Source organism: Crossiella sp. CA198, from assembly GCF_052078295.1.
Classification (GTDB): domain Bacteria; phylum Actinomycetota; class Actinomycetes; order Mycobacteriales; family Pseudonocardiaceae; genus Crossiella.
Genome location: NZ_JBQJIM010000020.1, coordinates 31,704 through 56,563, shown reverse-complemented (window position 1 = coordinate 56,563; position 24,860 = coordinate 31,704). Strand labels below are relative to the sequence as shown.

The 24,860-nt window shown below is 71.4% G+C and carries 28 protein-coding genes; 10 read left to right on the top strand and 18 right to left on the bottom strand.

Annotated elements, in window-relative coordinates; genetic code table 11:
* The first annotated feature begins 10 nt into the window (after nt 1-10).
* Entirely contained in the window at nt 11-1,369 is a 1,359-nt protein-coding gene (locus tag ACTOWY_RS30760; RefSeq protein WP_441313102.1) for a choice-of-anchor Q domain-containing protein, read from the top strand.
* Here ACTOWY_RS30760 and ACTOWY_RS30755 read toward each other — a convergent pair.
* Complete coding sequence (locus ACTOWY_RS30755) at nt 1,357-2,250, bottom strand: LysR family transcriptional regulator (RefSeq protein ID WP_441313101.1); 894 nt, start codon at nt 2,248-2,250, stop codon at nt 1,357-1,359. The genes ACTOWY_RS30760 and ACTOWY_RS30755 overlap by 13 nt on opposite strands.
* Nucleotides 2,251-2,311: 61 nt before the next feature.
* Here ACTOWY_RS30755 and ACTOWY_RS30750 point away from each other — a divergent pair, with 61 nt between their 5' ends.
* Nucleotides 2,312-2,662, top strand: a complete 351-nt coding sequence (locus ACTOWY_RS30750) for a DoxX family protein (protein ID WP_441313100.1) — start codon at nt 2,312-2,314, stop codon at nt 2,660-2,662.
* A gap of 1 nt (nt 2,663) precedes the next feature.
* Here the strand turns inward: ACTOWY_RS30750 and ACTOWY_RS30745 are convergent, their stop codons facing one another.
* The 14 genes from ACTOWY_RS30745 to ACTOWY_RS30680 form a co-directional block, all read right to left on the bottom strand.
* Nucleotides 2,664-3,536 carry a hypothetical protein gene (locus tag ACTOWY_RS30745; RefSeq protein WP_441313099.1) on the bottom strand — a complete coding sequence of 291 codons (873 nt, stop codon included), beginning with the start codon at nt 3,534-3,536 and terminating at the stop codon, nt 2,664-2,666.
* Nucleotides 3,533-6,040, bottom strand: coding sequence for an Hsp70 family protein (locus tag ACTOWY_RS30740; RefSeq protein WP_441313098.1), 2,508 nt, complete (start codon nt 6,038-6,040; stop codon nt 3,533-3,535). Before ACTOWY_RS30740 ends, ACTOWY_RS30745 begins: the two co-directional genes overlap by 4 nt.
* Nucleotides 6,033-6,554 (bottom strand): hypothetical protein, encoded by a 522-nt coding sequence (locus ACTOWY_RS30735; protein WP_441313097.1) that lies wholly within the window; start codon nt 6,552-6,554, stop codon nt 6,033-6,035. The genes ACTOWY_RS30740 and ACTOWY_RS30735 overlap by 8 nt, the downstream gene beginning before the upstream one ends.
* 29 nt (nt 6,555-6,583) lie before the next feature.
* Entirely contained in the window at nt 6,584-8,074 is a 1,491-nt protein-coding gene (locus ACTOWY_RS30730; RefSeq protein ID WP_441313096.1) for a hypothetical protein, read from the bottom strand.
* A complete protein-coding gene (locus ACTOWY_RS30725) occupies nt 8,071-9,621 on the bottom strand; it encodes a hypothetical protein (RefSeq protein ID WP_441313095.1) in 1,551 nt (516 codons plus the stop codon). Before ACTOWY_RS30725 ends, ACTOWY_RS30730 begins: the two co-directional genes overlap by 4 nt.
* The gene (locus ACTOWY_RS30720; protein ID WP_441313094.1) at nt 9,618-10,700 is read right to left on the bottom strand and encodes a serine/threonine-protein kinase; all 1,083 of its coding nucleotides are present in this window, start codon (nt 10,698-10,700) and stop codon (nt 9,618-9,620) included. Before ACTOWY_RS30720 ends, ACTOWY_RS30725 begins: the two co-directional genes overlap by 4 nt.
* Nucleotides 10,700-10,834 carry a hypothetical protein gene (locus ACTOWY_RS30715; protein ID WP_441313093.1) on the bottom strand — a complete coding sequence of 45 codons (135 nt, stop codon included), beginning with the start codon at nt 10,832-10,834 and terminating at the stop codon, nt 10,700-10,702. Before ACTOWY_RS30715 ends, ACTOWY_RS30720 begins: the two co-directional genes overlap by 1 nt.
* Nucleotides 10,835-11,093: 259 nt before the next feature.
* A complete protein-coding gene (locus tag ACTOWY_RS30710; protein WP_441313092.1) occupies nt 11,094-11,285 on the bottom strand; it encodes a DUF1918 domain-containing protein in 192 nt (63 codons plus the stop codon).
* Between the two features lie 113 nt (nt 11,286-11,398).
* Nucleotides 11,399-12,352: a phosphotransferase enzyme family protein gene (locus ACTOWY_RS30705; protein WP_441313091.1), complete on the bottom strand. Its 954-nt coding sequence runs from the start codon at nt 12,350-12,352 to the stop codon at nt 11,399-11,401.
* 4 nt (nt 12,353-12,356) lie between these two features.
* Nucleotides 12,357-13,151, bottom strand: a complete 795-nt coding sequence (gene prcA / locus ACTOWY_RS30700) for a proteasome subunit alpha (protein ID WP_441313090.1) — start codon at nt 13,149-13,151, stop codon at nt 12,357-12,359.
* Between the two features lie 52 nt (nt 13,152-13,203).
* Complete coding sequence (gene prcB / locus ACTOWY_RS30695) at nt 13,204-14,058, bottom strand: proteasome subunit beta (RefSeq protein ID WP_441313089.1); 855 nt, start codon at nt 14,056-14,058, stop codon at nt 13,204-13,206.
* A 57-nt stretch (nt 14,059-14,115) separates the two neighbouring features.
* Entirely contained in the window at nt 14,116-14,310 is a 195-nt protein-coding gene (locus ACTOWY_RS30690) for a ubiquitin-like protein Pup (RefSeq protein WP_185006662.1), read from the bottom strand.
* A gap of 88 nt (nt 14,311-14,398) precedes the next feature.
* Nucleotides 14,399-15,898 (bottom strand): depupylase/deamidase Dop, encoded by a 1,500-nt coding sequence (dop, locus tag ACTOWY_RS30685; protein WP_247763801.1) that lies wholly within the window; start codon nt 15,896-15,898, stop codon nt 14,399-14,401.
* 34 nt (nt 15,899-15,932) lie between these two features.
* Nucleotides 15,933-16,478: a hypothetical protein gene (locus ACTOWY_RS30680; RefSeq protein WP_441313088.1), complete on the bottom strand. Its 546-nt coding sequence runs from the start codon at nt 16,476-16,478 to the stop codon at nt 15,933-15,935.
* Nucleotides 16,479-16,615: 137 nt separating this feature from the next.
* Between ACTOWY_RS30680 and ACTOWY_RS30675 the strand changes: the two genes are divergently transcribed.
* The 3 genes from ACTOWY_RS30675 to ACTOWY_RS30665 are packed head-to-tail and all read left to right on the top strand — an operon-like array spanning nt 16,616 to nt 19,243.
* Nucleotides 16,616-17,515, top strand: a complete 900-nt coding sequence (locus ACTOWY_RS30675; RefSeq protein ID WP_441313087.1) for a LysR family transcriptional regulator — start codon at nt 16,616-16,618, stop codon at nt 17,513-17,515.
* A 46-nt stretch (nt 17,516-17,561) separates the two neighbouring features.
* Complete coding sequence (locus ACTOWY_RS30670) at nt 17,562-18,089, top strand: NUDIX hydrolase (RefSeq protein ID WP_441313086.1); 528 nt, start codon at nt 17,562-17,564, stop codon at nt 18,087-18,089.
* Between the two features lie 26 nt (nt 18,090-18,115).
* On the top strand, nt 18,116-19,243 hold the full coding sequence (locus ACTOWY_RS30665; protein ID WP_441313085.1) for a hypothetical protein: 1,128 nt from the start codon (nt 18,116-18,118) through the stop codon (nt 19,241-19,243).
* A 720-nt stretch (nt 19,244-19,963) separates the two neighbouring features.
* Here the strand turns inward: ACTOWY_RS30665 and ACTOWY_RS30660 are convergent.
* Nucleotides 19,964-20,524 carry a TetR/AcrR family transcriptional regulator gene (locus ACTOWY_RS30660; RefSeq protein ID WP_441313084.1) on the bottom strand — a complete coding sequence of 187 codons (561 nt, stop codon included), beginning with the start codon at nt 20,522-20,524 and terminating at the stop codon, nt 19,964-19,966.
* 35 nt (nt 20,525-20,559) lie between these two features.
* Complete coding sequence (locus ACTOWY_RS30655) at nt 20,560-20,943, bottom strand: VOC family protein (RefSeq protein WP_441313083.1); 384 nt, start codon at nt 20,941-20,943, stop codon at nt 20,560-20,562.
* Nucleotides 20,944-21,003: 60 nt separating this feature from the next.
* Here ACTOWY_RS30655 and ACTOWY_RS30650 point away from each other — a divergent pair, with 60 nt between their 5' ends.
* Nucleotides 21,004-21,360: a PadR family transcriptional regulator gene (locus tag ACTOWY_RS30650; protein WP_441313082.1), complete on the top strand. Its 357-nt coding sequence runs from the start codon at nt 21,004-21,006 to the stop codon at nt 21,358-21,360.
* Nucleotides 21,357-21,797 carry a VOC family protein gene (locus tag ACTOWY_RS30645; protein WP_441313081.1) on the top strand — a complete coding sequence of 147 codons (441 nt, stop codon included), beginning with the start codon at nt 21,357-21,359 and terminating at the stop codon, nt 21,795-21,797. Before ACTOWY_RS30650 ends, ACTOWY_RS30645 begins: the two co-directional genes overlap by 4 nt.
* Here ACTOWY_RS30645 and ACTOWY_RS30640 read toward each other — a convergent pair.
* Nucleotides 21,770-22,531 (bottom strand): MBL fold metallo-hydrolase, encoded by a 762-nt coding sequence (locus tag ACTOWY_RS30640; protein WP_441313080.1) that lies wholly within the window; start codon nt 22,529-22,531, stop codon nt 21,770-21,772. The two genes, ACTOWY_RS30645 and ACTOWY_RS30640, sit on opposite strands and share 28 nt — an antisense overlap.
* 95 nt (nt 22,532-22,626) lie before the next feature.
* Here ACTOWY_RS30640 and ACTOWY_RS30635 point away from each other — a divergent pair, with 95 nt between their 5' ends.
* From ACTOWY_RS30635 to ACTOWY_RS30625, 3 genes are read left to right on the top strand one after another with little or no spacing between them, the layout of a single operon-like run.
* On the top strand, nt 22,627-23,109 hold the full coding sequence (locus ACTOWY_RS30635) for a hypothetical protein (protein WP_441313079.1): 483 nt from the start codon (nt 22,627-22,629) through the stop codon (nt 23,107-23,109).
* A complete protein-coding gene (locus ACTOWY_RS30630; protein ID WP_441313078.1) occupies nt 23,106-24,206 on the top strand; it encodes a sensor histidine kinase in 1,101 nt (366 codons plus the stop codon). Before ACTOWY_RS30635 ends, ACTOWY_RS30630 begins: the two co-directional genes overlap by 4 nt.
* A complete protein-coding gene (locus tag ACTOWY_RS30625; RefSeq protein ID WP_441313077.1) occupies nt 24,203-24,850 on the top strand; it encodes a response regulator in 648 nt (215 codons plus the stop codon). The genes ACTOWY_RS30630 and ACTOWY_RS30625 overlap by 4 nt, the downstream gene beginning before the upstream one ends.
* Nucleotides 24,851-24,860 lie beyond the last annotated feature (10 nt).

Here is a 24,860-nt window from a genome sequence, read left to right as displayed (position 1 = left end):
AGGAGGCCCCATGGCCGTGCGACTCCGCGCGTGCTGCGCCGGAACCACCCTGCTGCTGGCCGTGACCGCGCCGCCCGCCCAAGCCGGGCCCGCCAGCTTCTACCTCGACCCAGTACACGGCTCCCCCGCCAACCCCGGCACCTCCGCCGAGCCCTGGCGCACCCTGGAGGAGGTCCTCGCCTCGGGACGCGCGTTCGCCGCGGGCGACATCCTGTACCTGCGCACCGGAAACCACGGCAACCCGGTCGTCCACGGCGGCGTTGCCACGGGCAGCCGCACCATCCGGGCGCAGGCGGGACACACCCCGCGGCTGCGCGGCCTGCGGTTCCAGCCGGGCGCCACCGGGTGGACGGTGTCGGGGGTGCTGGTGTCGCCCGCGGAGGCGGGTGGCGCGTTGGGCACCGGCACCCTGGTCCAGTTCGACAGTGGCGCCACCGGCAACACCCTGCGCGACTCCCAGCTGCGCGCGGCCCCGGACGCCGTGGCCGCGGAGTGGGGCAACAACGACTGGGTCGACCGCAGTGGCACCGCGGTGCTGGTCGCGGGGGCGCGGAATCTGGTGCTGGACAACCGGATCCGCAATGTCCGCAATGGAGTCATGGTGGAGCGGACCTCCAAGGCGGGGGCGGGCGGGACCGGGACGGTGGTGCGCGGCAACCGGGTCGAGCACTTCTGGGAGGATGCCTTCCGCTGCAAGGTGAGCGGGTGCGTGGTCGAGTACAACCGGGCGGTGAACAGTTACGCGGTGGTGCCGCCAGGGATGGAGGACGATCCGCCGCACCGGGACATGTTCCAGAGCTATCGTGGGGATGGCAGCTTCACCGAGATCGCCGATGTGGTGTTGCGCGGCAACGTCTTTCTCAGCCGCCAGGGCGCCAGGTACACCCGGATCCCGTTCCAGTACAACGGGAAGTACACCACCCAGGGCATCGGCTGCTTCGACGGCCCGTACCGGAACTGGACCGTCGAGAACAACGTGGTCCTGGTCGAGGTCGGTCTGGCCCTTGCCCTGTATGGGATCGACGACAGCCGGATCGTCAACAACACCGTCGTGCCCGGTCCGCTGGGCAATGCCAGTGAGTTGCGGATCATGCCGGAGAAGGGCGGGAATCCGGCCGAGCGCAACGTGATCCGCAACAACCTGGTACACAAGCTCAACATCGGCGCGGCGGTGAACACCAGGCAGAGCAACAACATCACCGTCGGCACGGCCTACGACAGCTACTTCGTCGACCACGCCACGCACGACGTGCGCCTGAAGCCGGGCAGTCCGGCGATCGACGCGGGCACCCCGCTGGACGCGCCGACGATCGACGCCGGCCGGCAGTCTCGCACCCTGCCGTATGACGTTGGGGCCTATGAGTTCTGAGCTTCCAGGGTGCAGCGCAGGAAGTCCCGCACGACCGGGTTCGCCTCGGCCGCGGCGGTCCACGCGACGCCGACCACGCTGGGGCTCACCCCGGTGACCGGCCGGTAGACCACGCCGGGCCGGGCGTAGAACCGCGCACTGGATTCGGGGGCCAGGGCGATGCCGTAGCCGTTGGCGATCGCGCTGAGCCAGTCGTCGGCCAGGTCGGTGACCGCGCCGATCCGCACCGGGTGGCCCTCGCGTTCCCCGGTGGCCAGCCAGTAGTCGCGCCACCAGCCGGTTTCGGCGGGGGCGGCCACGAACGGCTCGTCCCACAGCTCACGGAAGTCGATCTCCGCCCGGTCCGCCAGTGGATGGGTCGCGGCCAGGGCGATCCAGCGTGGTTCGGTGCACAGCTCGGCCACCCTGAACGCCTCCTGACCGGGAAAAGGCAGGCGCAGCAAGGCGATGTCCACCTCGCCGGTGGCCAGTCCCGCGGTCGGGTTGGACCAGGATGCCTGCCGCATGTCCACCCGCCAGCCCGGCCGTACCGCGCTGAACCCGGCGATGATCCGCGGCGTGGCCTCATTGGCCGCGCTGGCGATGAACCCCACCCGCAACACCCTGGCCGCCCTGCCCGCCACGTCCCTGGTCTCGCGCAGCACCTCGTCCCACCCGGCGAGCAGGCCGGGCACCCGGTCGGCCAGGGCCTGGCCCGCCTCGGTGAGCGCCATCCCGGCCCGGGACCGGATGAACAGCGCGAGCCCGAGCTGGTCCTCCAGCCGCCGGATCTGCTTGGTCAGCGCGGGCTGGGACACGTACAGCCGCTCGGCCGCGCGGCTGAGCGTGCCGTGCTCGGCCACAGCGGCGAAGTAGCGCAGCAACCGCAGGTCCACGTCCATGCCATCAGGTTATGGACGTGGGTATTGGACGCGCACCCGGACTCGCCGGGAACCTGGAGGTATGTCCACCGCCTACCTGCTGCTCGCCCTGGCCACCATCCTGGTCAACACCGCCGCCGCCATCGCCGACTTCGCCGGAGCCAAGTTCGTGCGGGCCAATTCCAGCGAACTGAACCTGCCCGGCTCCTGGATCCTGCCCCTGGGCGTGCTCAAGGCAGCGGGCGCGGGCGGACTCGTGCTCGGCCTGCTCGGTGTCCGCGGGCTCGGCCTGGCCGCGGCGATCGGGCTGACGCTGTTCTTCCTGGGCGCCTGCCTGGTGCACCTGCGGGCCAGGGTGTTCCACAACATCGCCGCGCCACTGGCCTTCCTGGCCCTGGCGGTGGCCACGCTGGTGCTGGACCTGGCCCGCTGACTCAGCCGGGCGCGACGAGCACCACCGCGGTCCGGTTGCGGGCCGCCGCGTCCGGGCCGCGGAACGGGGCCTCGGCCTGTTCGGCGGTAGCCACGGTGATGGCGCTCAACGGCAGTCCCGGCCCGGCCAGCACCGCGGCTGCCGCGCTCGCCCGGCCCAGCGCCACCGTGGACCCACCACTGGCCGGTCCGCCGGGCAACGCGACCCCGTGACCCAGCACGGTGACCCGCACCGCCGCGCCCCGCAATCGCTGCGCCCACTCGGCCAGGGCCCGGCGACCGGCGGCGGTGAACCGGTTGCCGCCCGGCTGGAACAACCCGTCCTCGAACACGATCCGCAGTTCCCGCTCGGCCCGGCGCACCTGGATCCCGGGCGCGGCAAGGGTTTCGGCCAGCTCGCCGAGCCGCGCGGCCAGCCGGGGATCACCGGCGGCGGAGGGCCTCACCACGCCAGAGGTGACCGGCGGACTGGACGTGGCGGTCGCCATCGGCGTCACCTCGGCCTGGCCGGACAAGCCGATCGGCAGCACCACCGCCGCGGCGAGGACCAGCACCGCCGCCGCTCCACCCAGCGCGAGCACCGGCACCGGTTTCCGTCGCCGCCTGCCCTCGGTGATCTCCGCGATCAACGCGCACCCGGCCAGTGCCGCCGGATCCTCGGGCCGCAGGTCCAGGACCCGTTTCCAGGCCCGGTCCGCGGCGGCCAGGTCGCCGAGCTGGGCGTGCACCCGCGCCTGTAGATCCAGCACCACCGGCTGGTCATCCGCTTGCGCGGCAAGCACTTTCAGCGCCTCGCCATGCTGGCCGGCGCGGGCCAGCGCGGCGGCTTCGGCGGCGGCCAGGGCGGCGGTCAGTTCGGTCAGCGCGGCGGTCATCGCTTGCCGCCCAGGCCGTTGCGGCTCTGCACGCCGCCGCGCGGGTCGGCCATGGTGGCAGGCATCAGCCCGCGCAGGCGCTGGTTGACCCCGGGCAGCGCGCCGAGGTCGTTGCGGGCGATGGCCTGCTCGCCTTCCCTGATCAGTTCCCGCGCCCTGGGCCGGGAGGTGAGTTGGTGCGCGTTCTGCCGGAAGTAGTGGAACACCTGGATGTCCAGGGTGCCGTCCCGGCGCAGCAGCAGGATCTCCAGGTCGCCCAGGCGGGTCAGCAGTTCCTCGACCGCGGCCGGAGCGCCGTCCCTGCGGGCGATTTCCGCGCGGCGTTCGATCTCGGCCAGTTCGGCGCGGTCCTCGGCGTCGCCGAGCTGGCGGACCATCTCGCGCAGCGCGCTGATCGCGGTGGTCAGCTCGGCCAGGAGGGCGGGCAGCCGGACGTCGGTCTCCACCTCGTCGAGCACCGCCTGGATCTCACGCAGTTTCTGATCGGCGGCCGCGGCACTGCCCGCGCTGGTGTGCGCGGCCCGGACCTCGCCCCTGGCCAGCTCCAGCTGCTGTCCCTGCTCCAGTTCGGTCAACCGGGTGCGCGCGGCGGAGGAGCCCGCGCGGTCGGCGTCGGCCCGCAGTTCGGCCAGCCGGGTCTCCACCTCGGCCTGCGCGCGTTCCAGTTCGGCCACCTCGGGCGCGCGCACCGAGGACAGGTCGATCTGCGCCTCGAACTGCTCGTCCACCAGGGGAACCTCGGCGATCACACCGACCCTGCGGTTCTCGTCGACCTCGAAGGTGATCTCCACATCGGTGCCCATGGGCAGGTCCAGTCGCACGTCCCGGGGCCGGATCTCGATCATCCCGACCCGCATGTTCCGGTCCGCGCGGCCGCGTTCGCCCTCCACGATCGGGATCCGGATGAGCGCCTCGGCGTCGGTGCGGCGCAACGCCACCGTGGTCTGGAAGGTCTCGTGCGCGACCGCGGGCAGCCGGGCGCCCTTGACCAGCATGGCGTGGAAGGTCCCGTCGGCCTGGCCGAGGCCGAGGGAGTTGGTGAGCACGGTGCCGCCGGGCTCGTTGAGCCAGTGCCGGATGCTGATCTCCTTCGGCGCCACCGTTTCCCGGTGGCCTGCCGGGTTGATCAGCGAGACGGTGAAGGTGGAGGTGGTCTGCTCGCCGAGCACGACCTCGGTGAGGAAGCCGCCGTCGCTGTCCAGGGTCAGGTTCGGGGTGCGGAACGGCGGTTGCCCGGCAGGGTTGTCCAGCACTGCCTCATAGCCCGTCCAGTCCATTGTGGAGGGTGCGAGGAACCGTCCGGCCACGGCGACCTCGGTGAGGCCGGTGGTGCGCGGGTAGTCCGCGTCCAGGGTGAACTGCCCGGCCACCGGCACCGCGGGCGCCCGCTCCGCCGCGACCGTGCTGGCGAAGACCGCGGCCCCGCGCGCGACCACGGTGGTGGGGTCCTGGCTGTGGTCGAGTTCGATGCCCAGGCCCAGTTCCGGATCGGCCAGCCTGGCCCGCAGGCCGGGCGCCAGGGTCGCGCCGCCGACCAGCAGCAGCCGGTCGATGTCGTCGGTGTCCAGGTTGGCCTTGCTCAGCGCGCCGCGGCACAGGTTGATCGCGTTGACGTAGTAGGGCTCGGCGATCCGGTCGACCTCGTCCCGGCGCAGGGTGAACTCGAAGTTCTCCTCGCTGCCGTCAGCCAGTTCCAGGTCGACGTCCAGGGTGGCGGTTTCGGTGCGGGACAACGCGATCTTGGCTTCCTCGGCCACGTGCTTGAGCTTGGCGAAGTTGCCCAGCCAGGCATTGTTGTCCCTGGTGAATGCCTTCAGCCGGAACTCGCGGGCGGCGGCGGGGGCGAGCACCTGGTCCACGATGGCCCAGTCGATGAGCTTGCCGCCCAGGTGCGGATCGCCCGCGTGGTCGAGCACCCGCAGTTCGCCTTCGTAGGTGCTGACCACGGCGGCGTCGAAGGTGCCGCCGCCGAAGTCGAAGACCATCCAGTAGGCGTCCTCGCCCGCGTTCTGGAAGCCGTAGGCAAAGGCGGCCGCGGTCGGTTCCTGCACCAGCGGGCAGGCGCCGAACCCGGCCAGTGCCGCGGCCGCGCTGGTGGCCTCGTTCTGGTGCAACCGGAACGCGGCGGGCACGGTGATCACCGCGGCCGCCGGGGGCGAACCGAACTGGTGCTCGGCGTCGGTGCGCAGCGAGCGCAGCACCTTGGCGGAGAGTTCGGGCGGGGTGAGGCTGACCCCGGCCGCCGGGAACTCCCGGCTGGTCCCGGCCAGGCCCATCTCCTGTTTGAACTCCTGGTGCACGTTGGCCCAGTCCTTGGTGTGCAGCAGGCGTTCCTTGGCCCGCCTGCCCACCCACACCGCGCCGGACCGGTTCATCCACACCGCCGAGGGCGTGTAGTCCCAGCCGTCGTTGTTCTTGACCACGGTCACCTCGCCGTCGGCGAAGACCGCCATCGCGCTGTTGGTGGTGCCGAGGTCGATGCCGAAATCAATGGTGTCACTCATGATCGCTCTCCCCTGAGCTGTCCGCTGGGGGAAAGCCGACCAGGACCTGCCCCATCTGGATCCGTTGTCCGTTGACATAGACCGAGGGCCGGACGGTCTCGGTCACCATCTCGCCGCTGACCGCCGGGTCCTCCTCGTAGGCGAGCACCTCCAGGCCCAATCCGGCGTTGTAGGCGGCGCCGGTGTGGTCCTGGATCCGCACGCCGGCCGCGTCCAGGGATTCCTGGATGGTGCGCAGGTAACGGGCGATCTGGCGGCCCTCCCGCGAGGTGTCCGCCTCGGACCGGTAGATCTTGCGCCGGGCCTTCCACAGGTGGGTGGCGGCCACCGCCAGGTCCCGCTCGGCCAGCGGTGGTCGCTGTCGCGGCGGCGGCTGGGTGAGCACGGCGGTCAGTTCCGCGGCCAGCTCGGTCAGCCGGGTCCGGTCGGCGGCGTCCCAGGCGGGTTCGGCTATGCGGAACGGCCGGTGCTGGCGGTGTTGCCGCAGCCCGGCGCGGAACCGGCGCCACCTCATGCTGACTCCTTCACTGTGGTTGTCGGCGCTCATCGCCGGATCACCCTGGCCAGGAACCGGCCGGCCGCCCTGGCCGGTGTGCCGATGATGGTGAACACGACGCAGGCGACCAGCACCGCGCCCCAGTCGATGAAGATCGCCACCAGCACCAGGGCGGCCAGCGCGAGGAAGTTGACCAGGCAGCCCCAGCCGATCTGCCATTGCACTGGGCCGCCGAGGAACCAGCGGGTGTGCACCACGGTCATCAGCACCGGGGCGAGCAGCACGGTCGGCAGGAACACCACCGGTCCGACCTCGCGGCCTGCGGGCAGGATCAGGTAGGCCACGGTGGGGATCAGGGCCAGGAACAACAGGATCAGCGCGCTGACCGACTGGACCCCGGCCCTGGCCGATTCGTCGTTGGGTCCGTTGGTGGACAGGAAGACCCGGTTGACCTCGTCCAGCAGCCCCTCGATCGCCGCGCGGTCAGCGGGTTCGGTGGTCACCGCGCGGAGCTGGAGCAGTTCGCGCACGGCGTCGGCGTAGCGGTTGGCGTTGAGCAGGGTGTGCACCTGCCGGAGCACTCCGGTCTCGGCCAGGTTGGCCCGGTTCTGCTCGATAGTGGTCCTGGTGTCCTTGTCCACGGCCACTTCCAGGGCCTCGGCCAGCAACTCCCCGGCCTGGGCCAGTTCGACGCCCTCGGCCATCGCGCAGTTGTTGAGCAGCACCGCGACCGAGTCCCGGAACCGGTCCGCCCGCCAGAACCGGTGCCGCGGCAACGCGATGTCCAGCCAGTCCAGCAACGGGATCAGCTCGGTCAGGGCCCGCCGCCCGGCCTCCGCCGGTTCCTCGGCGCGCTGCAACGCGCCCAGCTCTTCGTGCAGCGTCTCTCCTCGGGCCAGCTCGGCCTCGGCCGCCAGCACCCGGGCCTGGTCAGCCAGTTCCGGTTCGACCGCCCAGACCTCCAGCAGCGCGATCAGCTCGGCGTCCCGGTTCGCGGCGGCGAGGGCGACCTGCGGCCCGAGCAGCGCGGCGGCGAACCCATCCCGCAAACCGTCCACAGTGGACTCATCAAGTCGCCGGTCCCGCAACGCCCGCACCCGGTGTCCGACGTGCCCCCAGAAGTCCTGGTGCGCCAAGGCCTCCGCCCAGGCCCGCGCGACCTCGGTCCACCGGCGCGCCCGGTCCGGCCCACGCACCGCGTGCTGCTCTTCGAGGTCCAGGATCTCCGCGTGAGCCCGGATCGCCGCGTCGTGCAGCTGATGCAGCTCGGCCGGGCAACCGCAGTCCCCCGGCTCGCCCCAGTGCCAGAACAACTCGGCGACCAGGCGCTGCTCGGTCTGTTCCAGTAGGTCGAAGGCGGCCCGCAGCAACGGATCCGGCGCCGCGGTGAGGGCTTGCTGCCGCCGCTGCCGCAGCAGCCGTCCTGGCGCGTCGGTCGGCACGCCGGTGCGGCGGAAGGGGTTCTGCCGGTAGAGGTCGGCGCGGGCCACCGCGTGCAGCCGGGCGGCCGCGGTCCCGGCCCGGTCCAGGCCGGTCATCGGTCCATCACCGACAGCACTATCTGCCCCAGCGGCACGGTCGCCACCAGCGCGAGCAGGAACGCGCCCAGCGCGGTCAGCAACATCACCGGCCCCTGGCCACCCCACAGCACCGCGAGGACCACCACCACCGGGATCAGCCCGGTCACCACGGCGCCGCCCCGGCTCCAGCTGGCCATCGGCCCGTGCTGGAACCAGTCGGCCTGCACCATGGTCACCGGCAGCACCGAGGCCAGCGAGGTCGCGATGCCGAGGTCCCGGGAAGCCAGGCCCAGGGCGACCCCGACCCAGGTCAGCCCGGCGACGAACCAGAGGCACACGGCCGCCTGGGCCAGCCACCCGGCGGACCGTGACGGCGACCGGTGGCCCGGCGCCGGGCGGGCAGTGGACCTGGAGTGCCCGAGCTGGGCGAGCAGGCTCTCCAGCAGCGCGATGTCCCCGGGGGCCACCGCCTTCGCCCGCAGCTCCCGCAACCGCCTGACCGCCCCGAGGTGGTTGCCCACCTTGACCAGGGTGAACACCGCCTCGATCTGCCGGTGCAGTGACTCGGTGACCGTGCTCTGCTGGTTCTCCTCGATGCGGCGCCGGGTGTCCGGGTCGGCGGCTAGCCTGCCCGCGTGTGCCAGCAGCTGCTTGGCCTGCCAGTGGTGCTGCCTGCCGTCCAGGGCGAGCGCGCTGTTGTTGAGCACCACCGCGGCCTGGTCGCGCACCCGGGCCGCCCGCCGGAACCGGTCGGCGGGCAACGCGCGTTCCAGCAGGTCCACCGCAGGCACCAGTTCGTTGAGCGCCCGATCGGCCACCACACCGCTGTGCCCGCGGTCCAGGTGCTCGCTCAGCTCACCGGTCAGCGCCTTGGTCCGGGCCAGCACCGGTTCGGCCGCGCGCAGCCTGGCGTCATAGACCAGGTCCCCGTCCAGATCCCACACCTCTAGCAACTCCATCAGCACCGGCTCCTGCCTGTTACGCGCCAAGGACACCTGCGGTTCCAGCAACGCCTGCCCGATCACCGCCCGCAGACCGTCCACAGTGGACTCGTCAAGCCGCCGGTCGCGCAGGGCCCGCATCCGGTGGGCGAGGTGCCGCCAGAACGCGTCCTGTTCCACCGCGTCCAGCCAGGCGTCGGCGGCGTCGGTCCACCGGTCCACCCGGTCCTCGCCGCGCACCGCCAGCGCCGCCTCCAGGTCCAGGATCTCGGCGTGCGCGCGGATCGCGTCGTCGTGCGCCTGGTGCGTCCGCGCCGGGCAGCCGCACTCCCCCGGTTCGCCCCACCACCAGAACAGCTCGGCGATCAACCGCTGCTCCGGCTGTTCCAGGAGGTCGAAAGCGGCCTTGACCTGTTGTGGCGTAGCGGTTTCCGGCAGCGGCAGCCGGGCGTCGACAGCTCCGTCCGGCCGGAGCTGGAGCAGCTGTCGCCGTTGCCGCAGCACCTTGGCCGCGGCGTCGGTGGGCAGGCCGGTGACCCGGAACGGGTTGCGCAGGTACAGCTCGGGTCCGGCCGCGGCCAGCAGCCGCCTGCTCGCGCTGCCCGCGCGGTCGGGGGCGCTCACATCATCACCCCCCGCCGCCACAGCTCGACCCGGTGGCCGTGCCGTCCGCGCGCGCACGGGCAGCGGCGCACCGCCCGGTCCAGTGCGTCCGCCGCCTCGGCCAGTCCACCGGGCCGCCGGGCCAGCGCGAGCGCCCTGCTCGCCTCGGCCTGCGCGGCGGTGTGTCCGGGGCCGTGGTCGCACTCCGATGGTCGCGGCGGGGGTTCGGGTCGGCGAGGTGGGGTGGCCGGGGCGTGCCGGGCACGCAGGCGGTCGGCGAGTTCCATCGCGTCGCCGATCCGTCGTCGCGGGTCGAGTTCCAGGGTGGCCAGCACGATGCGGTCCAGTTCGGGGTCGACGGTGTCGTTGAAGTGGCTCGGCGGGCGGGCCGGGCGGTCGAAACGGGACAGTGAGAAGGAGTCCAGCCTGCCGCCGTCGGAGTAGGGGAAGTGGTGGGTGAGCAGGACGTAGGCGATGGTGCCCAGCGACCACACGTCACTGGCCCGCGAGTAACCCAGCAGCCGCTGCACCTCCGGGGCCATGAAGGCGAAGGTGCCCTGCGCGCTGGCCAGCTGGGTGACCGGATCGGCGTGCTTGGACAGGCCGAAATCGCTGAGCAGCACCCGCCGCCCGCCCCGGCTGTCGAAGCCGATCAGCGCGTTGGCCAGGGTCAGATCCCGGTGCAGGACAGGGGGTTCCTGCTGGTGCGCGGCCACCATGCCCGCGGTCATCTGCTCGATCACGTCCACCGCGACGTCGAGCGGAACCACGCCGTTGGTGTACTCGCCGAGCAGCCGGTGCAGGCTGCCGCCAGGCAGGTACTCCATGGTGAAGTAGCCGCGCACGCCCTCGGCGGTGCGGATCATGCCCGCGTCGAAGACCCGCACGATGTTGGGGTGCCCCAGCCGGGACAGCAGCTGGGCCTCGCCGAGCAGCTTGCGGGTCTCCGCGTCCGAGGCGAGGTGTTTGAACACCTTCATCGCCTGCCGCCCGAGCACCTCGTGCCACACCCGGTACACCTCGGCGTAGGCGCCCTGACCCAGCGGCCGCTGCACCACCAGGCGGTCGCCGACCACGTCGCCGGGCGCGAGCAGGCCCATCAGTCCGCGCCCCGGTCCGGCGAGACCCGCGGGCGGTAGCCGATCCGGGTCACCGTCTCCAGGATCCGCGGCCGCGCGGGGTCCGGCTCAGGTCCGGGCGAGCCCCGCCCGAGCGTCACCGGTCCGCTGGTCAACGGCACTCCGGTCGCCACCCCCCGCGGGGACCGGACCCGGAGCGTTGTTCCGCTCACCTCCGCGCCACCCCTCCCGCATCAAGCCTCGGCCGACGTGACGGACTGTAGGCACCCGATGACACGGGGCACCATGCGATCCACATCGAATCCGTATCGACTTCAGTGCGGGCAGTCTGCCGCCGCACCGCCGGGAGCATTCCCGGGACGGCGGCGCGGGGACAGGGGGTTGGCAGCTACGGGACAGCGGCCGGCCGCGGACTCACTGCTCGGTGCGCGGCCGCACTACGCAGTCCGGGCCGGGCATCATGATCGACTCGTGGCCGTCCTCGGCACGGACGCGGTAGGGCGGGGTGCCGTCAGCGCCGAGCACCTCGACTACTTCCAGGACCCGGTTGCTGGTGCCGACAATCCGGCCGTGCACGGTGAGCTGATCCCCGATGCTGGCGCGCATGCCTACTCCCTCGTTGTAGGTGACGTGCTTTCAGCATCGCCTGTGCCCCAGCGGCACCACAGGCCCTCATGGGGTGAACCAGCAGGTCAGAGTGGTTGTGTGCGCACGCACGCTCAGCGCAGGGTGTCCCAGGAGCGGCGGAGCTGGGTGAGCCGCTCGTCGAGGTAGGCGGCGGTGGCGCGCGGGCCGGTGGGCAGCACCCGCCGGGTCAGTTCCAGTGCGGTGGACCAGAGTTGCTCGACCAGGTCCAGGTAGGGCAGTGCGGCCAGGTCGGCGGGGGTGAGGTGGCGGACCTCGTCGTAGCCCTGGTGGAAGTAGTCCCACAGGTCGCTGCGGCTGGACCGGTCGAAGCGGTACAGCCGGACGTGGTCCCAGGCCCGCCAGCCGGGGGCGGCCAGGTCGAAGTCGTAGAAGGCGAACCGGCCGTCCTGGTCCACCACCACGTTGTCGATGCTGACATCGCCGTGGCAGATGCCGAAGTCCAGGCCCTGTCCCGCCAGCTCGGACAGCCGGTTCCGGCAGGCGGCCGTGACCTGGGAGAGCAGCGTCTTGTCCGCGCGCCGCGGGCGGTGGCCGCGGATCAGCGCGACCGGCTCCTCCAGGGTGCGGCGCAGGTCGTACGGGCGGGCGCCCTCGGTCCGGTCGAATCCGGCGGTGGCCTCGTGCAGCCAGGCCAGCGCCCGCCCGAAATCCCGGTAGTTGGTCGAGGTGAACGGCCGTCGCGGCTGCTCACCGGGCACATACTCGGTGAGCAGCACACAGCGCGGCCCGGCCGCGGTGCTGATCATCCCGCAGGGCGCGCCATCCAGGCGTGGCACTGGCCGGGACACCGCGGCGCCCCGGTCGGCCAGGTGCGCCAGCAGCGCGGCCTCCCAGGCGACCTCCGGCGCGGTGCGCCAGCTCGCCCCGTACACCTTGATCACATACCGCTGCCCTTGGTGGGTCAGCAGGAACACGTCGTTGGTGTGCGAGCGGACCAGCCTTGGCCGGGTGGCGCCCGGCAGGCCGTAGTCGTCCAGCAGCGCGGTGATCGCGGCGAGATCGACCCTGGCCATCGGGGCGCTCACACGGTTACTTGGATTCCTCGCCGTTGCCCTCGGCCGGTGTCTCGGCCTTGGGCTCGGCCGCCGGTTCCGCCGCGGGCGGCAGCAGCGCTTCCAGTGCCGCGCCGGTGATCCGGCGGAACTTGCGCCGCGGCCGGGTGCGTTCCAGCACCGCGACCTCCAGCAGCTTGACGCCCAGTTCCTTGGGCTTGTCACTGGTGGCGGCGGCGGAACCGATCCTGGCGGGCGCGGCGGCGGTGGCCTTGAGCGCGGTCACCGCGACCGGCACGGCCTCGGCCAGGGTCATGCCCTCGCGGTAGGCGTCCTTCATCGCGGTGCTGATCGCCTCGGCCTGCCCGCCCATCACCATGTAGCTGGGCTCATCGCTGATCGAGCCGTCGTAGGTGAGCCGGTAGAGCTGGTCGGTCTCGGCGGTCTCGCCGACCTCGGCCACGCAGATCTCCACCTCGAACGGCTTGAGCTGCTCGGTGAAGATGGTGCCCAGCTGGGAGGCGTAGGTGTTGGCCAGCGCCCGCGCGGTGACATCACGCCGGTCGTAGGCGTAGCCGCGCACGTCGGCGTAGCGGATGCCCAGCGTGCGCAGCGCCTCGAACTCGCTGTAGCGGCCGACCGCGGCGAAGCCGATCCGGTCGTAGATCTCGGAGACCTTGTGCAGGGTGGTCGAGGGGTTCTCCGCCACGAACAGCACACCGTCGGTGTAGGTCAGCACGACCACGCTGCGGCCGCGGGCGATGCCCTTGCGGGCCAGCTCCGACCGGTCCCGCATCACCTGCTCGGCGGAGGCGTACAACGGCATCGTCACGGTGGTAACTCCCGGCTTGAGTGTCGACGACTGGGCTGGTTACAGGGACGGCTCAGCCGCCGGGGTTGGCCATCCGGCCTTGCACGACCGCCTCGGCCACCGCCTTGGTGGCCTCCTCGGTCCACTTGGTGGCGCCGGCCTCGGCGGTGATGGTCACGACCATCGGGTAGATCCGCCTGGTCAGGTCGGGCCCGCCGGTGGCGGTGTCGTCGTCGGCGGCGTCGTAGAGCGCCTCGACCGCGGTGCGCACCGCGGTGTCGGCGTCGGCGGCCGGGTCGAACTTCTTCTTCAGCGCGGCCTTGGCGAACACCGAGCCGGAGCCGATGGCGTGATAGCCCTGGTGCTCGTCGGCGCGGCTGCCGGTGATGTCGTAGGAGACGATCCGGGCTGCGCGCTCGGGGTCGGCGGCGTCGGGGTCGTAGCCCACGAACAGCGGCAGCACGGCCAGGCCCATCATGGCCGCGTCCAGGTTGCCCCGGACCATGGTGCCCAGCTTGTTGGCCTTGCCGTCCAGGGACAGCGAGACGCCCTCGATCTTCTCGTAGTGCTCCAGCTCCACCGCGAAGAGCCGGACCAGCTCCACGGCCAGTCCGGCCACACCGGCGATGCCGACGGCCGAGTGGTCGTCGGTGACGAAGACCTTCTCGATGTCCCGCTGCGCGATGATGTTGCCCTGGGTGGCCCGGCGGTCGCCGGCCAGCAGCACCCCGCCCTTGAAGGTCGCGGCCACGATGGTGGTGCCATGCGTGACCGCGCCCGTCACCGGTGCCTCCGGCGGGAAACGCCGGCCCGGCAGCAGATCGGGCGCCGCCTGTCCAAGGAACTCACTGAAGGACACCGCCCCCGGCGCGAAGTAGGCAGGGTGCAGGGCCGCGCCCGGGTAGTTCCGGGCCGACGTGTTCTCCATCGGCTGTCTTCGTCTCCTGGTGCGGTGTGCGGCTGGGACAGAGGTGGACGAGCGGGGCTACTGCCCGCCCTTCTGCACGTAGGCGCGCACGAAGTCCTCGGCGTTCTCCTCCAGGACGTCGTCGATCTCGTCGAGGATCGCGTCCACATCCTCGCCGAGCTTCTCCCGACGTTCCTGACCAGCGCCGCCTGCCTCGGCCGACTCGTCGTCGCCGTCGCCGCCACCCTGCTTCTGGACCTGCTCCTGTGCCATTTCGCCTCCCCGTTGGTTGGCCTGTCCGCAACATTACCGACCATGACCGACAAGGTGGAGACACCGGTCAGGTCTGTAACCAAGAAGATCAACGGCGGGTGAGCTGCCGGACCAGTTCCTCAGCGGTGTCCGAGGCTTCCAGCAACGCTCCGACGTGCGCTTTCGTCCCGCGGAGCGGTTCGAGGGTGGGGATCCGGACCAGCGAGTCCCGGCCCAGGTCGAAGATCACCGAATCCCAGGATGCGGCCGCCACCTCGGTGGGGTAACGCTCCAGGCAGCGGCCCCGGAAGTAGGCCCTGGTGTCCTCCGGTGGCGCGGTGATGGCCGCGCGCACCTCCTCCTCGCTGACCAGCCGCTTCATCGAACCGCGGGCGACCAGGCGGTTGTAGAGGCCCTTGCCCAGGCGGACGTCGGAGTACTGCAGGTCGACCAGCTGCAGCCGGGGCGAGCCCCACTGCAGGTTGTCGCGGGCCCGGTAGCCCTCCAGCAGCCGCAGCTTGGCAGGCCAGTCCAGCCGGTCCGCGCAGCTCATCGGGTCCCGCGCGAGGTCGTCGAGGATCTCGCCCCAGGTCTTGAGCACGTGCATGGACACCCGGTCCGCGCCGTTGCGCTCGGCGTGCTCGGCGGCCCGCTCGTGGTAGGCGTACTGCAGGTCAAGGCCGCTGAACTTGCGGCCGCCCGCCACCTCGACCTTGACCTTGAGCGTGGGGTCGTGGCTGATGGCGTGCACCGCGCGCACCGGATCGGTCAGCCGCAGGTCGTCGAAACGGCGGCCGGACTCGATCATGTCCAGCACCAGCGCGGTGCAGCCCACCTTGAGGTAGGTGGAGTACTCGGCCAGGTTGGCGTCGCCGATGATGACGTGCAGCCTGCGGTACTTGTCCGCGTCGGCGTGCGGCTCGTCGCGGGTGTTGATGATCCCGCGCTTGAGCGTGGTCTCCAGCCCGACCTCGACCTCGATGTAGTCCGAGCGCTGGGAGAGCTGGAACCCGGCCTCCTCGCTCGCCGCGCCGACGCCGACCCGCCCGGACCCGGTGATGACCTGCCGGGAGACGAAGAACGGGGTCAGCCCGGAGATCACCGCGGTGAACGGGGTGCTGCGCGCCATCAGGTAGTTCTCGTGGGTGCCGTAGCTGGCGCCCTTGCCGTCGATGTTGTTCTTGTACAGCTGGAGTCGCGGCTGGCCGGGCACGGTGGCCGCCTTCATGGCGGCCTCCTCCATGATCCGCTCGCCTGCCTTGTCCCAGATCACCACGTCCCTGGCGTTGGTCAACTCGGGGGTGGAGTACTCCGGGTGCGCGTGGTCGACGTAGAGCCGCGCGCCGTTGGTGAGGATGACGTTGGCCGCGCCCAGGTCCTCCACATCGTGGTCGGCCGGGGCGCCACCGGGCGGGCCCAGATCGAAGCCGCGGGCATCCCGCAGCGGTGACTCCACCTCGTAGTCCCAGCGCGCCCGCCGCGCGCGGGGGATGTCCGCCGCCGCCGCGTAGGCCAGTACCACCTGGGTGGAGGTGAGCACTGGGTTGGCCGAAGCGTCGCCGGGCACGGAGATGCCGTACTCGACCTCGGTTCCCATGATCCGCCGCATACCGGCAGCCTACGGGGTGACACAGTCAGTTACGTCAGTCTGCCGAGTAGATCGTGTCGATACTGCTGCCCAGCCTGCCGATGTCGGCCCCGTAGACGTGCACCGAGACCGCGAGGGTGGACCCGGCGTTGCGCACCAGGTGGATGTCGCGCTCCGGCGGCACCAGCGCGGACACGCTGCCGACCGGGTTGACCACCACGTCCCGCCGGTGCAGGCCCCGGCTCCTCGGGTCGAGGTCATAGCGGATCTCCTCCTCCTTGCCGCGCAGCACGCCCACCACGCACCAGCAGCGGTGACTGTGGATCGGGGTCCGCTGGCCGGGCAGCCAGACCAGGGAGACCACCGAGTAGCGGCCGTGCGGGTCCACGTGCACCAGGTGCTGGCGGTAGCGGTCCGGGGCGGGCAGCAGGTGCGCCGGGGCCAGCACCCTGGGCTGGGTGAGCAGTTCGCCGAGGCAGCCGGCGACCTCGCTGGCGATCCGCCTCGGGTGGACGCCACTGCCGACGATCTTGTCGACCCGGCGGGTGAAGGCGCACATGGCCCTGGTCCGGAGCTGGCGGAGTTCGGCGGCGGAAGTCATACCGGAAAGTGTTTCCGGGATTTCGCCGCACAGTCCAACAACCATTCCGCACAGCGCCCCAAAGCCAGGCTTATATACCGCCAGTCCGCACCGTTGGACGGCTTATTTCCGGCGGAAATCCATGATAGAGACAGTAAATGCTGGAGCTACGACACCTGCGAGTGCTGCGCGCGGTCGCCCGCACCGGGTCGTACTCGGCCGCCGCGGTGCGCCTTGGCTACACCCAGCCCGCGGTCAGCCAGCAGATGAAGGCCCTGGAACGGCTGTGCGGCACCCCCCTGGTGGTGCGCTGCGGGCGCAAGATGCGGCTGACCGAGGCCGGCGTGGAGCTGGTCCGCCGGGCCGGCCTGGTGCTGGCCGAGGTGGCCGCGGCCGAACGCGCGGTGGGCGAGCTGGCCGGGCGCCGGGCCGGGCAGGTGCGCCTGGTCGTCTTTCCCAGCGGCAGTGCCACCCTGGTGCCGCCGGTGGCCGCGCGGATCAGCCGGGAGCACCCCGATATCCGGCTCTCGCTGACCGAGGCCGAACCGCCGGAGTCAGTGGAATTACTGCGTGCGGGGGAATGCGATCTGGCACTCGCCTTCACCTATCCCGGCGAACCGGAACCAGTCGAGACCCCCGGTTTGTTGACGGTGAAACTATTCACCGATCCACTCGTGGTGTTGTTGCCGGCCGGGCACGCGCTGTGCGCCGCGCCGGGGGTGTCGCTGCCGGATCTGGCCAGGGAACACTGGATCGCGGGCTGCGCGCGCTGCCGGGAACACCTGGTGCACGCCTGCGCGGCGGCCGGGTTCCAGCCGGACATCACCTTCGCCACCGACGACAACCTGGCGGTGCAGGGCCTGGTCGCGGCCGGGCTGGGGGTGGCGGTGGTGCCGGAGCTGATGCTCAGCGCGGTCCGGCGGCCGGATGTGTGCGTGCGCCCGCTGCGGCCGCCACTGCGCCGCGAGGTCTACCTGTGCACCTGGCCGGACCTGGCCAGGGTGCCCGCGATCGGGTTGACCGTGGCCGCGCTGCGCCAGGCGTGCCCGAGTTCATAACTGCCGGTCGTGGCATCACGGCGCCCCGGCGATGAAGACTGTGCGGGTGGCTTCAGGCGATGAACTGGTGGCGATCTACGACGAGTCCGGCACGGTGACCGGCAGCGCGCCGCGGCGGGTGATGCGAGCCGAGGGACTCTGGCACGCCAGCACCGCGATCCTGCTCCGCTCCACCGACGGCGACCGCGTCTACGTGCACAAACGCAGTGACAGCAAGGACATCAACCCCGGCTGTCACGACTGCTGGGCCGGTGGCGTGGTGGACGCGGGCGAGGACCCCGCGGTGTGCGCGGAACGCGAACTGGCCGAGGAACTGGGCGTCTCCGGCGTGCCCCTGCGGCACCTGTTCACCCTGCCGTTCGTGGTGCCCCCGGTACGCGCGCACCAGTACGCCTACGAGGCGTTCTCCGACGGCCCGGTGATCCACCAGCCCGAGGAGGTGGTCTCCGGCGAGTGGATGACCTTCACCGAGCTGCGCAAGCGCCTGGACGACCCGGACTGGTTGTTCGTCGACGACGGCCGCGCGCTTATCCAGCACTGGTTCCGGACCGGGTCGGGTAATAATGGAGGGTAAGGTCATCTACCCGGGGAGCTGACCCGTTGCGCGAACTGGCCACCCAGCTGGGCGCCACCGACATCACCGTCGAAGCCCAGTCAGACTGGATTCTCACCAGCTGCACAGTGCCCACCGATTCCTACCCCCTCCGGCTGGACATCCTGTCCGACCCCATCGCTGCGCCGGAGCGCATCTCCTACCTGCTACCCGCCGGCGCCGCCAACTTCACCGGCGACTACTTCACCCCCCGCGAGCACAACCTGGCCCAGCACCTGCGTCAGCACGGCAGCCTGGTGATCGGCGTGACCCCACGCGAGGACGCCCTGCCCGCCAGCACCGACCCCGCCGCCGCGGCGATGGACCTGACCCAGCACAGCACCGACCTGGCCAAGGTCGCCGAAGCGGTAGACGCGGTGCTACACCTGCCTTTCGAGGTGATCGGCCACTCCGGCGGTGCCGCCACGGCCCTGGACTTCGCCGCCACCAACCCCCCACCTCACCTGGACCGAATCGTGGTCCTGGACAACGTAGGCCCCTTCACCGACCCAACCCTGATTGCCGACGCCAAAACCTCCCTGGCCGCCTTCCAAGCCGCCCTGGGCGCGGGCCGCTACGCCCTGGACGGCACCAGCATGGTCCTGGACCTGCTGACCCGGCAGCCCAGCGAACCCACCCAAACCCCCCGGGCCGAAGGCCACCCCGGCAACTTCACCGCAGGCGGCCAACTCCACCACCACCTGATCCGCACCGCCCACCTGCCATTGCCCTTCCGCCTCATCTACCACGAAAGCAACCTGGCAGGCCGCTACACCTTCGCCCCCACCCCCGCCGAAGACACCTGGGAACTCCACCACACCCCACTGGAGCGCTACGCCCAATCCCTCCGCGCCTACGGCAGCGGCGCGGTCCCCCTGGCCTGGGTCCGCGACGTAGCGGCGATCTGGTGCGGCGACACTTCAGTACACCACCTCGACTTCACCAAGATCCGGGCAAAGGTGTTGTGGCTCAACATGTCCGCCGGCATGGGCGACCACCCCAACGGCGCCAACCTGATCCGAGCCGCAGGCAACCCCAACGTCACCTACCACCTGATCACCGGCTACGGCCACCACGACCTAACCCTGGGCACCAACGCCCCCACCGACATCTGGCCCCTGATCACCACCCCCTAACCCGCGTGTTGGCCGTTATGGACGCCGAGTTGGCCGATGTCGTACACCACGTTGGCCGTTGTTGTACGCCGTAGGCAGCTGCGACCGGGCGAAGCCCGAAAACCGGTGACGGGGGTGGCTTTTCGAAAACCCAATCCGAGCGGTTCCCCATCCCCGTCAGCCTGGAGAGGACACACCGCATCTCACCGAGTGGCCCCTGCAACCTGCCGCCGCCAAACCCACCTAACGCGACGGGGGCCATCCTTTGATTTCTGCCCGTCCGGCGAGGACGCACTTGATCTTCGCTCTTGACTGTCAACCCGAAGATCAAAAAGGATGGCCTCGCCGGCCGGGCAGACCACCGGAGGGGTGGGGCAGATCAACACCCGGGCAAGCAGGTTGCGGGGCGGGGATTGGGCTGCCGGGGCCTGACCCAGCGTGGCTCCGAGGGCTCGCGTGTTCTCCGTACGGCCTTCCGCCAGCCAACCACACCCCGATGAGCGGCCCCCGTCACGTTGGGTGGGTTCGGCGGCGGATTGTGTTGCAGGGGCCGCTCATCGGGGTGTGGTCTGCATGCTCCAGGCCGTACGGAGAAGACACGAGAGCCCTCGTCGTGGGGGTTTCACCCCTCCGCCCCGTCCCGCAACGGCCAACGTGGCGTACGACAACGGCCAACACACCGTCCACAATGGCCAACTCGCCGTACGACAACGGCCAACACTCGCGGGCGGGGTTGGGGGGTCAGGCTCGCAGGCCGTTCAGGACTACCGCGAGGTAGCGTTCGCCGGCCGCTGCCGGGTCGGGGCTGTGGGTGGCCGCGTGTAGGACCCCGCACAGCAGCAGCCGCAGGTCCTCGGCGTTCACCTCGGCCTTGAGTTGCCCGTCCGACCTGGCCCGGTCCAGCAGCGCCTCGGTGGCCTCATCCAGCCTGCGCTTGCGATCAGCGGTGTCCGTGCCAGCCGCCGAACCATTGGCCATCACCTCGGCCAACCCTGGTTCGGCCAATGACAACGCGACCATGGACCCCGCCAGCCGGGTCAGCGCGGCCCAGGCATCGACTTCCGCGACCGCCTGCGCCACCTCAACCAGCAACTGCTCGAACCGGTCATCGGCCAGCGCCTCGATCAGCGCCTGTCGGGTCGGGAAGTTGCGATAGACCGTGCCAACCCCGACCCCTGCCTGCCGGGCCAGCTCGTTGAGCTGCAAGGACAGGTCACCGGCCGCCATCGCCGCGCGCGCGGTGGCCAGCACACGGTCGCGGTTGCGCACGGCGTCGGCGCGCTGTGGCTTCCGGTCGGTCACCTGGCCAGGCTAACTGATGAGCTATCCGGTTTGACTCAGCCGCGCTGGTTGAGGGCGTACCGGGTGCCGTCCTGGTCCTCGAACATCGACCACCAGCCCCATGCCTGCTTGCTCGGCGGCTCCGGGAAGTTCACCCCGCGCTCGACCAGCTCCGCGTGCGTCTGCTCGATGTCCTCGCAGGTGAAGAAGACGTTGGAGTGCGGGAGTTCGGCCGGCGTGGACTTCTCGATCGGGTGGGTGCCCTTGCCGTCCAGGACCAGGGACACCGCGCCGTCGGGGGACATGACCTCCAGCCAGCGGGCGTCCTCGCCGTAGGCGGCGTCGATGGCGACCGTGAAGCCCATCCGGTCCACCCAGAACTCCTTGGCCGCGTCGCAGTCGCGCACGGTCAGCACGACCTTGTTCACCCCAGTGATCATCACGAACCCCTCTCATATATCCACAGTGGATACAACGAGACCGGACTGTATCCTGTGTCGGTGAGTTCCGCAAAGGCGCTGCCGCCGCTGACCCCGGCGGCCTTCCAGGTGCTGCTCGCGCTGGCCAGTGGCGCGCGGCACGGCTACGGCGTGATGACCTTCGTCGAGGACACCACCGGCGGCACGGTCAAACTCGGCCCCGGCACCCTGTACCGGACCCTGGCCCGCCTGGTCGCCGACGACCTGGTCACCGAGACCGAGGCCGCCGACCCGGACGCCCCGCACGACGCCCGCCGCCGCTACTACGACCTCACCGCCCGTGGCCGCCAGGCCGTCCGGCAGGAGGCCGAACTGCTCGCCGCCCTGGTCGAGGCCGCCCAGCGGGCCGGGCTGATCAGCACCCGGCGGTGCGCGTGAGCACCCGGCCCACCGGCTTCGCCCCGCACCTGTTCGTCAAGGACACTGAAGCCGCGATCGCCTTCTACACCAAGGTTTTCAGCGCGCACGAACTCTGGCGCAACCGCCTGCCCGACGGCACCATCCTCTTCGTCGAACTCGCCCTGGGCGACCACCGCCTGCTCATCAGCGAGGAAACCCCGTCCCTGGACGCCCTGGCCCCACCCACCATCGGCGGCAGCCCAGTGCAACTGCACGTGGAGGTCGAGGACGTCGACCGGGTGTACCGGCAGGCGCTCTGGGCGGGCGCGGCGGCGGAGATCCCACTCCAGGAAGCGTTCTGGGGCGAGCGGTTCGGCGCGTTCCGGGACCCGTTCGGGCACCGCTGGGCGGTCTCGACCGGGCGGGAACACCTGAGCCCGGAGGAGATCTACGCGCGCACACCGCCGGAAGTCTGAAACACCGCACCCGGGCGGGCCACCTCGATCGGCCCGTCGTACTCCGCCGCCGCCCGCGCCCGCGCCAGGCCGGGATCCGCGCCGGGATGCAGGTGGGTGAGCACCAGCCGCCGCGCCCCGCCCGCGCTCGCGTGCCGCCCCGCGTCCTCCGGCGACATCACGCTGGTGAACGGGCGGCTGGTCGGCGCGGACAGAAACGCCTCGCACAGCAGCAGATCCGCGTCCCTGGCCAGGTCGGTGATCGCCGGGCAGCTGCGCGAATCCCCGGTATAACCCAGAATCCGGCCCTCGGCCACGACCCGGACCCCGAAGGCGGGCATCCCGTGTTCGACCCCGACCGCGGTCAGCCGCACCGCACCGACCAGGTAGTCGGCCCGATCGGTCACCTCGGTGACGGCCAGCACCCGGTGCAGCTCCGCGGGCTCCTCGTCCAGCACCGGCTGGAGATGCCGCACCAATCCAGGTGGCCCGAACACCGGCAACGGGGCGGCTCGCGGCGGGCCGTAGGCCAGCGCGTGGAACGCGGCGGCCAGATCACTGCAATGGTCGGCGTGCAGGTGGGTGATCCACAGCGCGTCCAGCCGGTGCAGATCGGTGTGCCGCAACAACTCCGGCAGGGTTCCGGTGCCCGCGTCCAGCCAGATCCGGCGGCAGGCCGCGGTCAGCAGATACCCGGAGCACGGCTCGCCCGGCCCCGGCCAGCCGCCAGAGCACCCCAGCACCCGAAGTTCCACCCGCCACATCCTGCCCGAGTACTCCCCTGGTTGTATCCCGAATTGTCCGCCACGGCCGGACGAAACCAGCGCGCGAGCCGGACACGCTGTCCCCCATGGAATCCACCCGCACCCGCCGGGCCGCGCCACTGCTGCCACTGGCCCTGTTCTTCGCCGCGATCAACGCGGGCGTCATCTTCCTCGTGCACGCCGAATACGCCTCCTGGCGCGGCCTGACCGCCGTGGCCCTCGACCCGGTGCACCGCGCCTGGTCCGGCACCGTCTTCACCCTGGTCATCCCCCTGGCCGTGGTCTCCACCGTGCTGGCACTAGTCATGATCTTCCTGCGGCATCCGCTGCTCCCACGCTGGACGGTCTGGACCGGGGTCGCCACCCAGGCGGTGATCATGGCGACCAGCATCCTGATGTGGCCGCGCTGGCAGCAGGAGATCGGGCAGACCAAGGCCCTCGGCGCCGCCTACGAGTCGATCATGGACACGCATTGGCTGCGGGTCGCGCTGATGACCGCCTACAGTGTGTTCGTGCTGGCCCAGACCCTCTACCTGCTGCATCAGCGCCGGTCGCCGGTCCCGGCATGACCGGCCGCGCCCGGACCGTCCTGCTCGAACTGGCGGTGACCGCGCTCGCCCTGGCCGTCGCCCTGCGCTGGCCGGGGCAGCGCCCCCTGGACGGACTGGGCTGGCCGCTGCTGCTGGCCGGGTGCGCGCCGCTGCTGCTGCGCACCCGGTTCCCGCTGCTCGCGCTGGCCGCGCACAGCGTGATCGCGGTGCCCTACCACTGGCTGGACTACTCACACGAAGCGTTGATCGTGCCCGCCCTGCTGCTGTTGTTCACCGCCGCCGAGCTGTCGGCCCGCCCCTGGTCCTGGCTGGCCCCGGCCGCGGTGCTGCTGATCACCTTGTCCGCCAGGGTGATCCAGGAGGGCGACATCACCCTGGGCACGGTCGGCACGCTGGGCTGGCTGGTGGCCGCCGCGGTGCTCGGCGCGGCCGTGCGCGCCACCAGGGCCGCCCGGCAGGCCCGACGCGCCGAGGCCGGCCGCCGGGCCGCCGAACAACGCCTGCGCACCGCGCACGACCTGCACGACGTCCTGGCGCACAGCATCACCGTGATCGGCGTCCAGGCGGGCGTGGCCGCGCACCTGCTGGCCGATCCGGCCCCGCTCGACCGCGCCGCGCTCACCGAGACCTTGAACGGCATCACCGAAGCCTGCGGACGTGCCCGCGCCGAGGTCAGGGCCGCCCTGGACTCACTGCGCGGCCCACTCGCCGAGGACTCCGCGCAACGCCTCCCGGTCCCCGGCCTGGCCGGGCTGCCCGGACTGCTGAACCCGGTGCGCGCCACCGGAATCCAGGTCGACCTGCGGGCCGACGGGATCGGTGAACTGCCGCCCGCGCTGGACGTGGTGGCCTACCGGATCATCCAGGAGACGCTGACCAACGTGGTCCGGCACGCTCAGGCCACCCTGGTCACGGTGGAGATCCACCGCGGCGCCACCCACCTGCTGCTCACCGTCACCGACAACGGCCGCGGCGCCCCCGCGGCGGCCAGCGGTGTTGGCCTGACCGGCCTGGCCGAACGCGCCCGCGCCCTCGGCGGCACCCTCAGCACGGGGTCGCCTGCCGGTGGCGGTTTCCTTGTCCTGGCCGAACTCCCGCTCCCGGAGCCCGCATGATCCGCGTGGTCCTGGCCGACGACCAGACCCTGGTCCGGCGCGCCTTCGCCCTGCTACTCGGCTCCGCGCCGGACCTGACCGTGGTCGCCGAGGCCGCCACCGGCGCCGAGGCGGTGCGCGCGGCCCGCGAGCACCGGGCCGACGTGGTGGTGATGGACATCCGGATGCCCGAACTCGACGGTGTGCAGGCCACCCGCCTGATCGCCGCGGACGAGGACCTGGCCGGGGTGCGGGTACTGGTGCTGACCACCTACGACACCGGCGACAACGTGGTCGCCGCACTGCGCGCCGGGGCCAGCGGGTTCCTGGTCAAGGACACCCAGCCCGCCGCGCTCCTGGACGCCATCCGCACCGTCGCCGCCGGCGAGTCGCTGCTGTCCCCCGGCGCCACCGCGACCCTGATCGCCCGCTTCCGGGAAACCCCGGAACCCGTGTTCCGGCAAGGAAATCTCTCCGCGCTGACGGCACGCGAGACCGAGGTGCTCACCCTGGTCGCCCAGGGCCTGACCAACCACGAGATCGCCGCCCGCCTGGTGCTGAGCCCGCTGACGGTGAAGACCTACCTGAGCCGCCTGCTGACCAAACTGGACGCCAGGGACCGGGTGCAGCTGGTGATCCTGGCCTACCAGGCCGGTCTGGTGTGACCGGCCTGGC

What these genes read in the sequence shown, in the direction of transcription:
- ACTOWY_RS30760 (WP_441313102.1), top strand. Translation starts at nt 11, where the DNA reads ATGGCCGTGCGACTCCGCGCGTGCTGCGCCGGAACCACCCTGCTGCTG.
- ACTOWY_RS30755 (WP_441313101.1), bottom strand. Translation starts at nt 2,250, where the DNA reads ATGGACGTGGACCTGCGGTTGCTGCGCTACTTCGCCGCTGTGGCCGAG.
- ACTOWY_RS30750 (WP_441313100.1), top strand. Translation starts at nt 2,312, where the DNA reads ATGTCCACCGCCTACCTGCTGCTCGCCCTGGCCACCATCCTGGTCAAC.
- ACTOWY_RS30745 (WP_441313099.1), bottom strand. Translation starts at nt 3,536, where the DNA reads ATGACCGCCGCGCTGACCGAACTGACCGCCGCCCTGGCCGCCGCCGAA.
- ACTOWY_RS30740 (WP_441313098.1), bottom strand. Translation starts at nt 6,040, where the DNA reads ATGAGTGACACCATTGATTTCGGCATCGACCTCGGCACCACCAACAGC.
- ACTOWY_RS30735 (WP_441313097.1), bottom strand. Translation starts at nt 6,554, where the DNA reads ATGAGGTGGCGCCGGTTCCGCGCCGGGCTGCGGCAACACCGCCAGCAC.
- ACTOWY_RS30730 (WP_441313096.1), bottom strand. Translation starts at nt 8,074, where the DNA reads ATGACCGGCCTGGACCGGGCCGGGACCGCGGCCGCCCGGCTGCACGCG.
- ACTOWY_RS30720 (WP_441313094.1), bottom strand. Translation starts at nt 10,700, where the DNA reads ATGGGCCTGCTCGCGCCCGGCGACGTGGTCGGCGACCGCCTGGTGGTG.
- ACTOWY_RS30710 (WP_441313092.1), bottom strand. Translation starts at nt 11,285, where the DNA reads ATGCGCGCCAGCATCGGGGATCAGCTCACCGTGCACGGCCGGATTGTC.
- prcB (WP_441313089.1), bottom strand. Translation starts at nt 14,058, where the DNA reads ATGGAGAACACGTCGGCCCGGAACTACCCGGGCGCGGCCCTGCACCCT.
- ACTOWY_RS30690 (WP_185006662.1), bottom strand. Translation starts at nt 14,310, where the DNA reads ATGGCACAGGAGCAGGTCCAGAAGCAGGGTGGCGGCGACGGCGACGAC.
- dop (WP_247763801.1), bottom strand. Translation starts at nt 15,898, where the DNA reads ATGCGGCGGATCATGGGAACCGAGGTCGAGTACGGCATCTCCGTGCCC.
- ACTOWY_RS30680 (WP_441313088.1), bottom strand. Translation starts at nt 16,478, where the DNA reads ATGACTTCCGCCGCCGAACTCCGCCAGCTCCGGACCAGGGCCATGTGC.
- ACTOWY_RS30675 (WP_441313087.1), top strand. Translation starts at nt 16,616, where the DNA reads ATGCTGGAGCTACGACACCTGCGAGTGCTGCGCGCGGTCGCCCGCACC.
- ACTOWY_RS30655 (WP_441313083.1), bottom strand. Translation starts at nt 20,943, where the DNA reads ATGATCACTGGGGTGAACAAGGTCGTGCTGACCGTGCGCGACTGCGAC.
- ACTOWY_RS30635 (WP_441313079.1), top strand. Translation starts at nt 22,627, where the DNA reads ATGGAATCCACCCGCACCCGCCGGGCCGCGCCACTGCTGCCACTGGCC.
- ACTOWY_RS30630 (WP_441313078.1), top strand. Translation starts at nt 23,106, where the DNA reads ATGACCGGCCGCGCCCGGACCGTCCTGCTCGAACTGGCGGTGACCGCG.
- ACTOWY_RS30625 (WP_441313077.1), top strand. Translation starts at nt 24,203, where the DNA reads ATGATCCGCGTGGTCCTGGCCGACGACCAGACCCTGGTCCGGCGCGCC.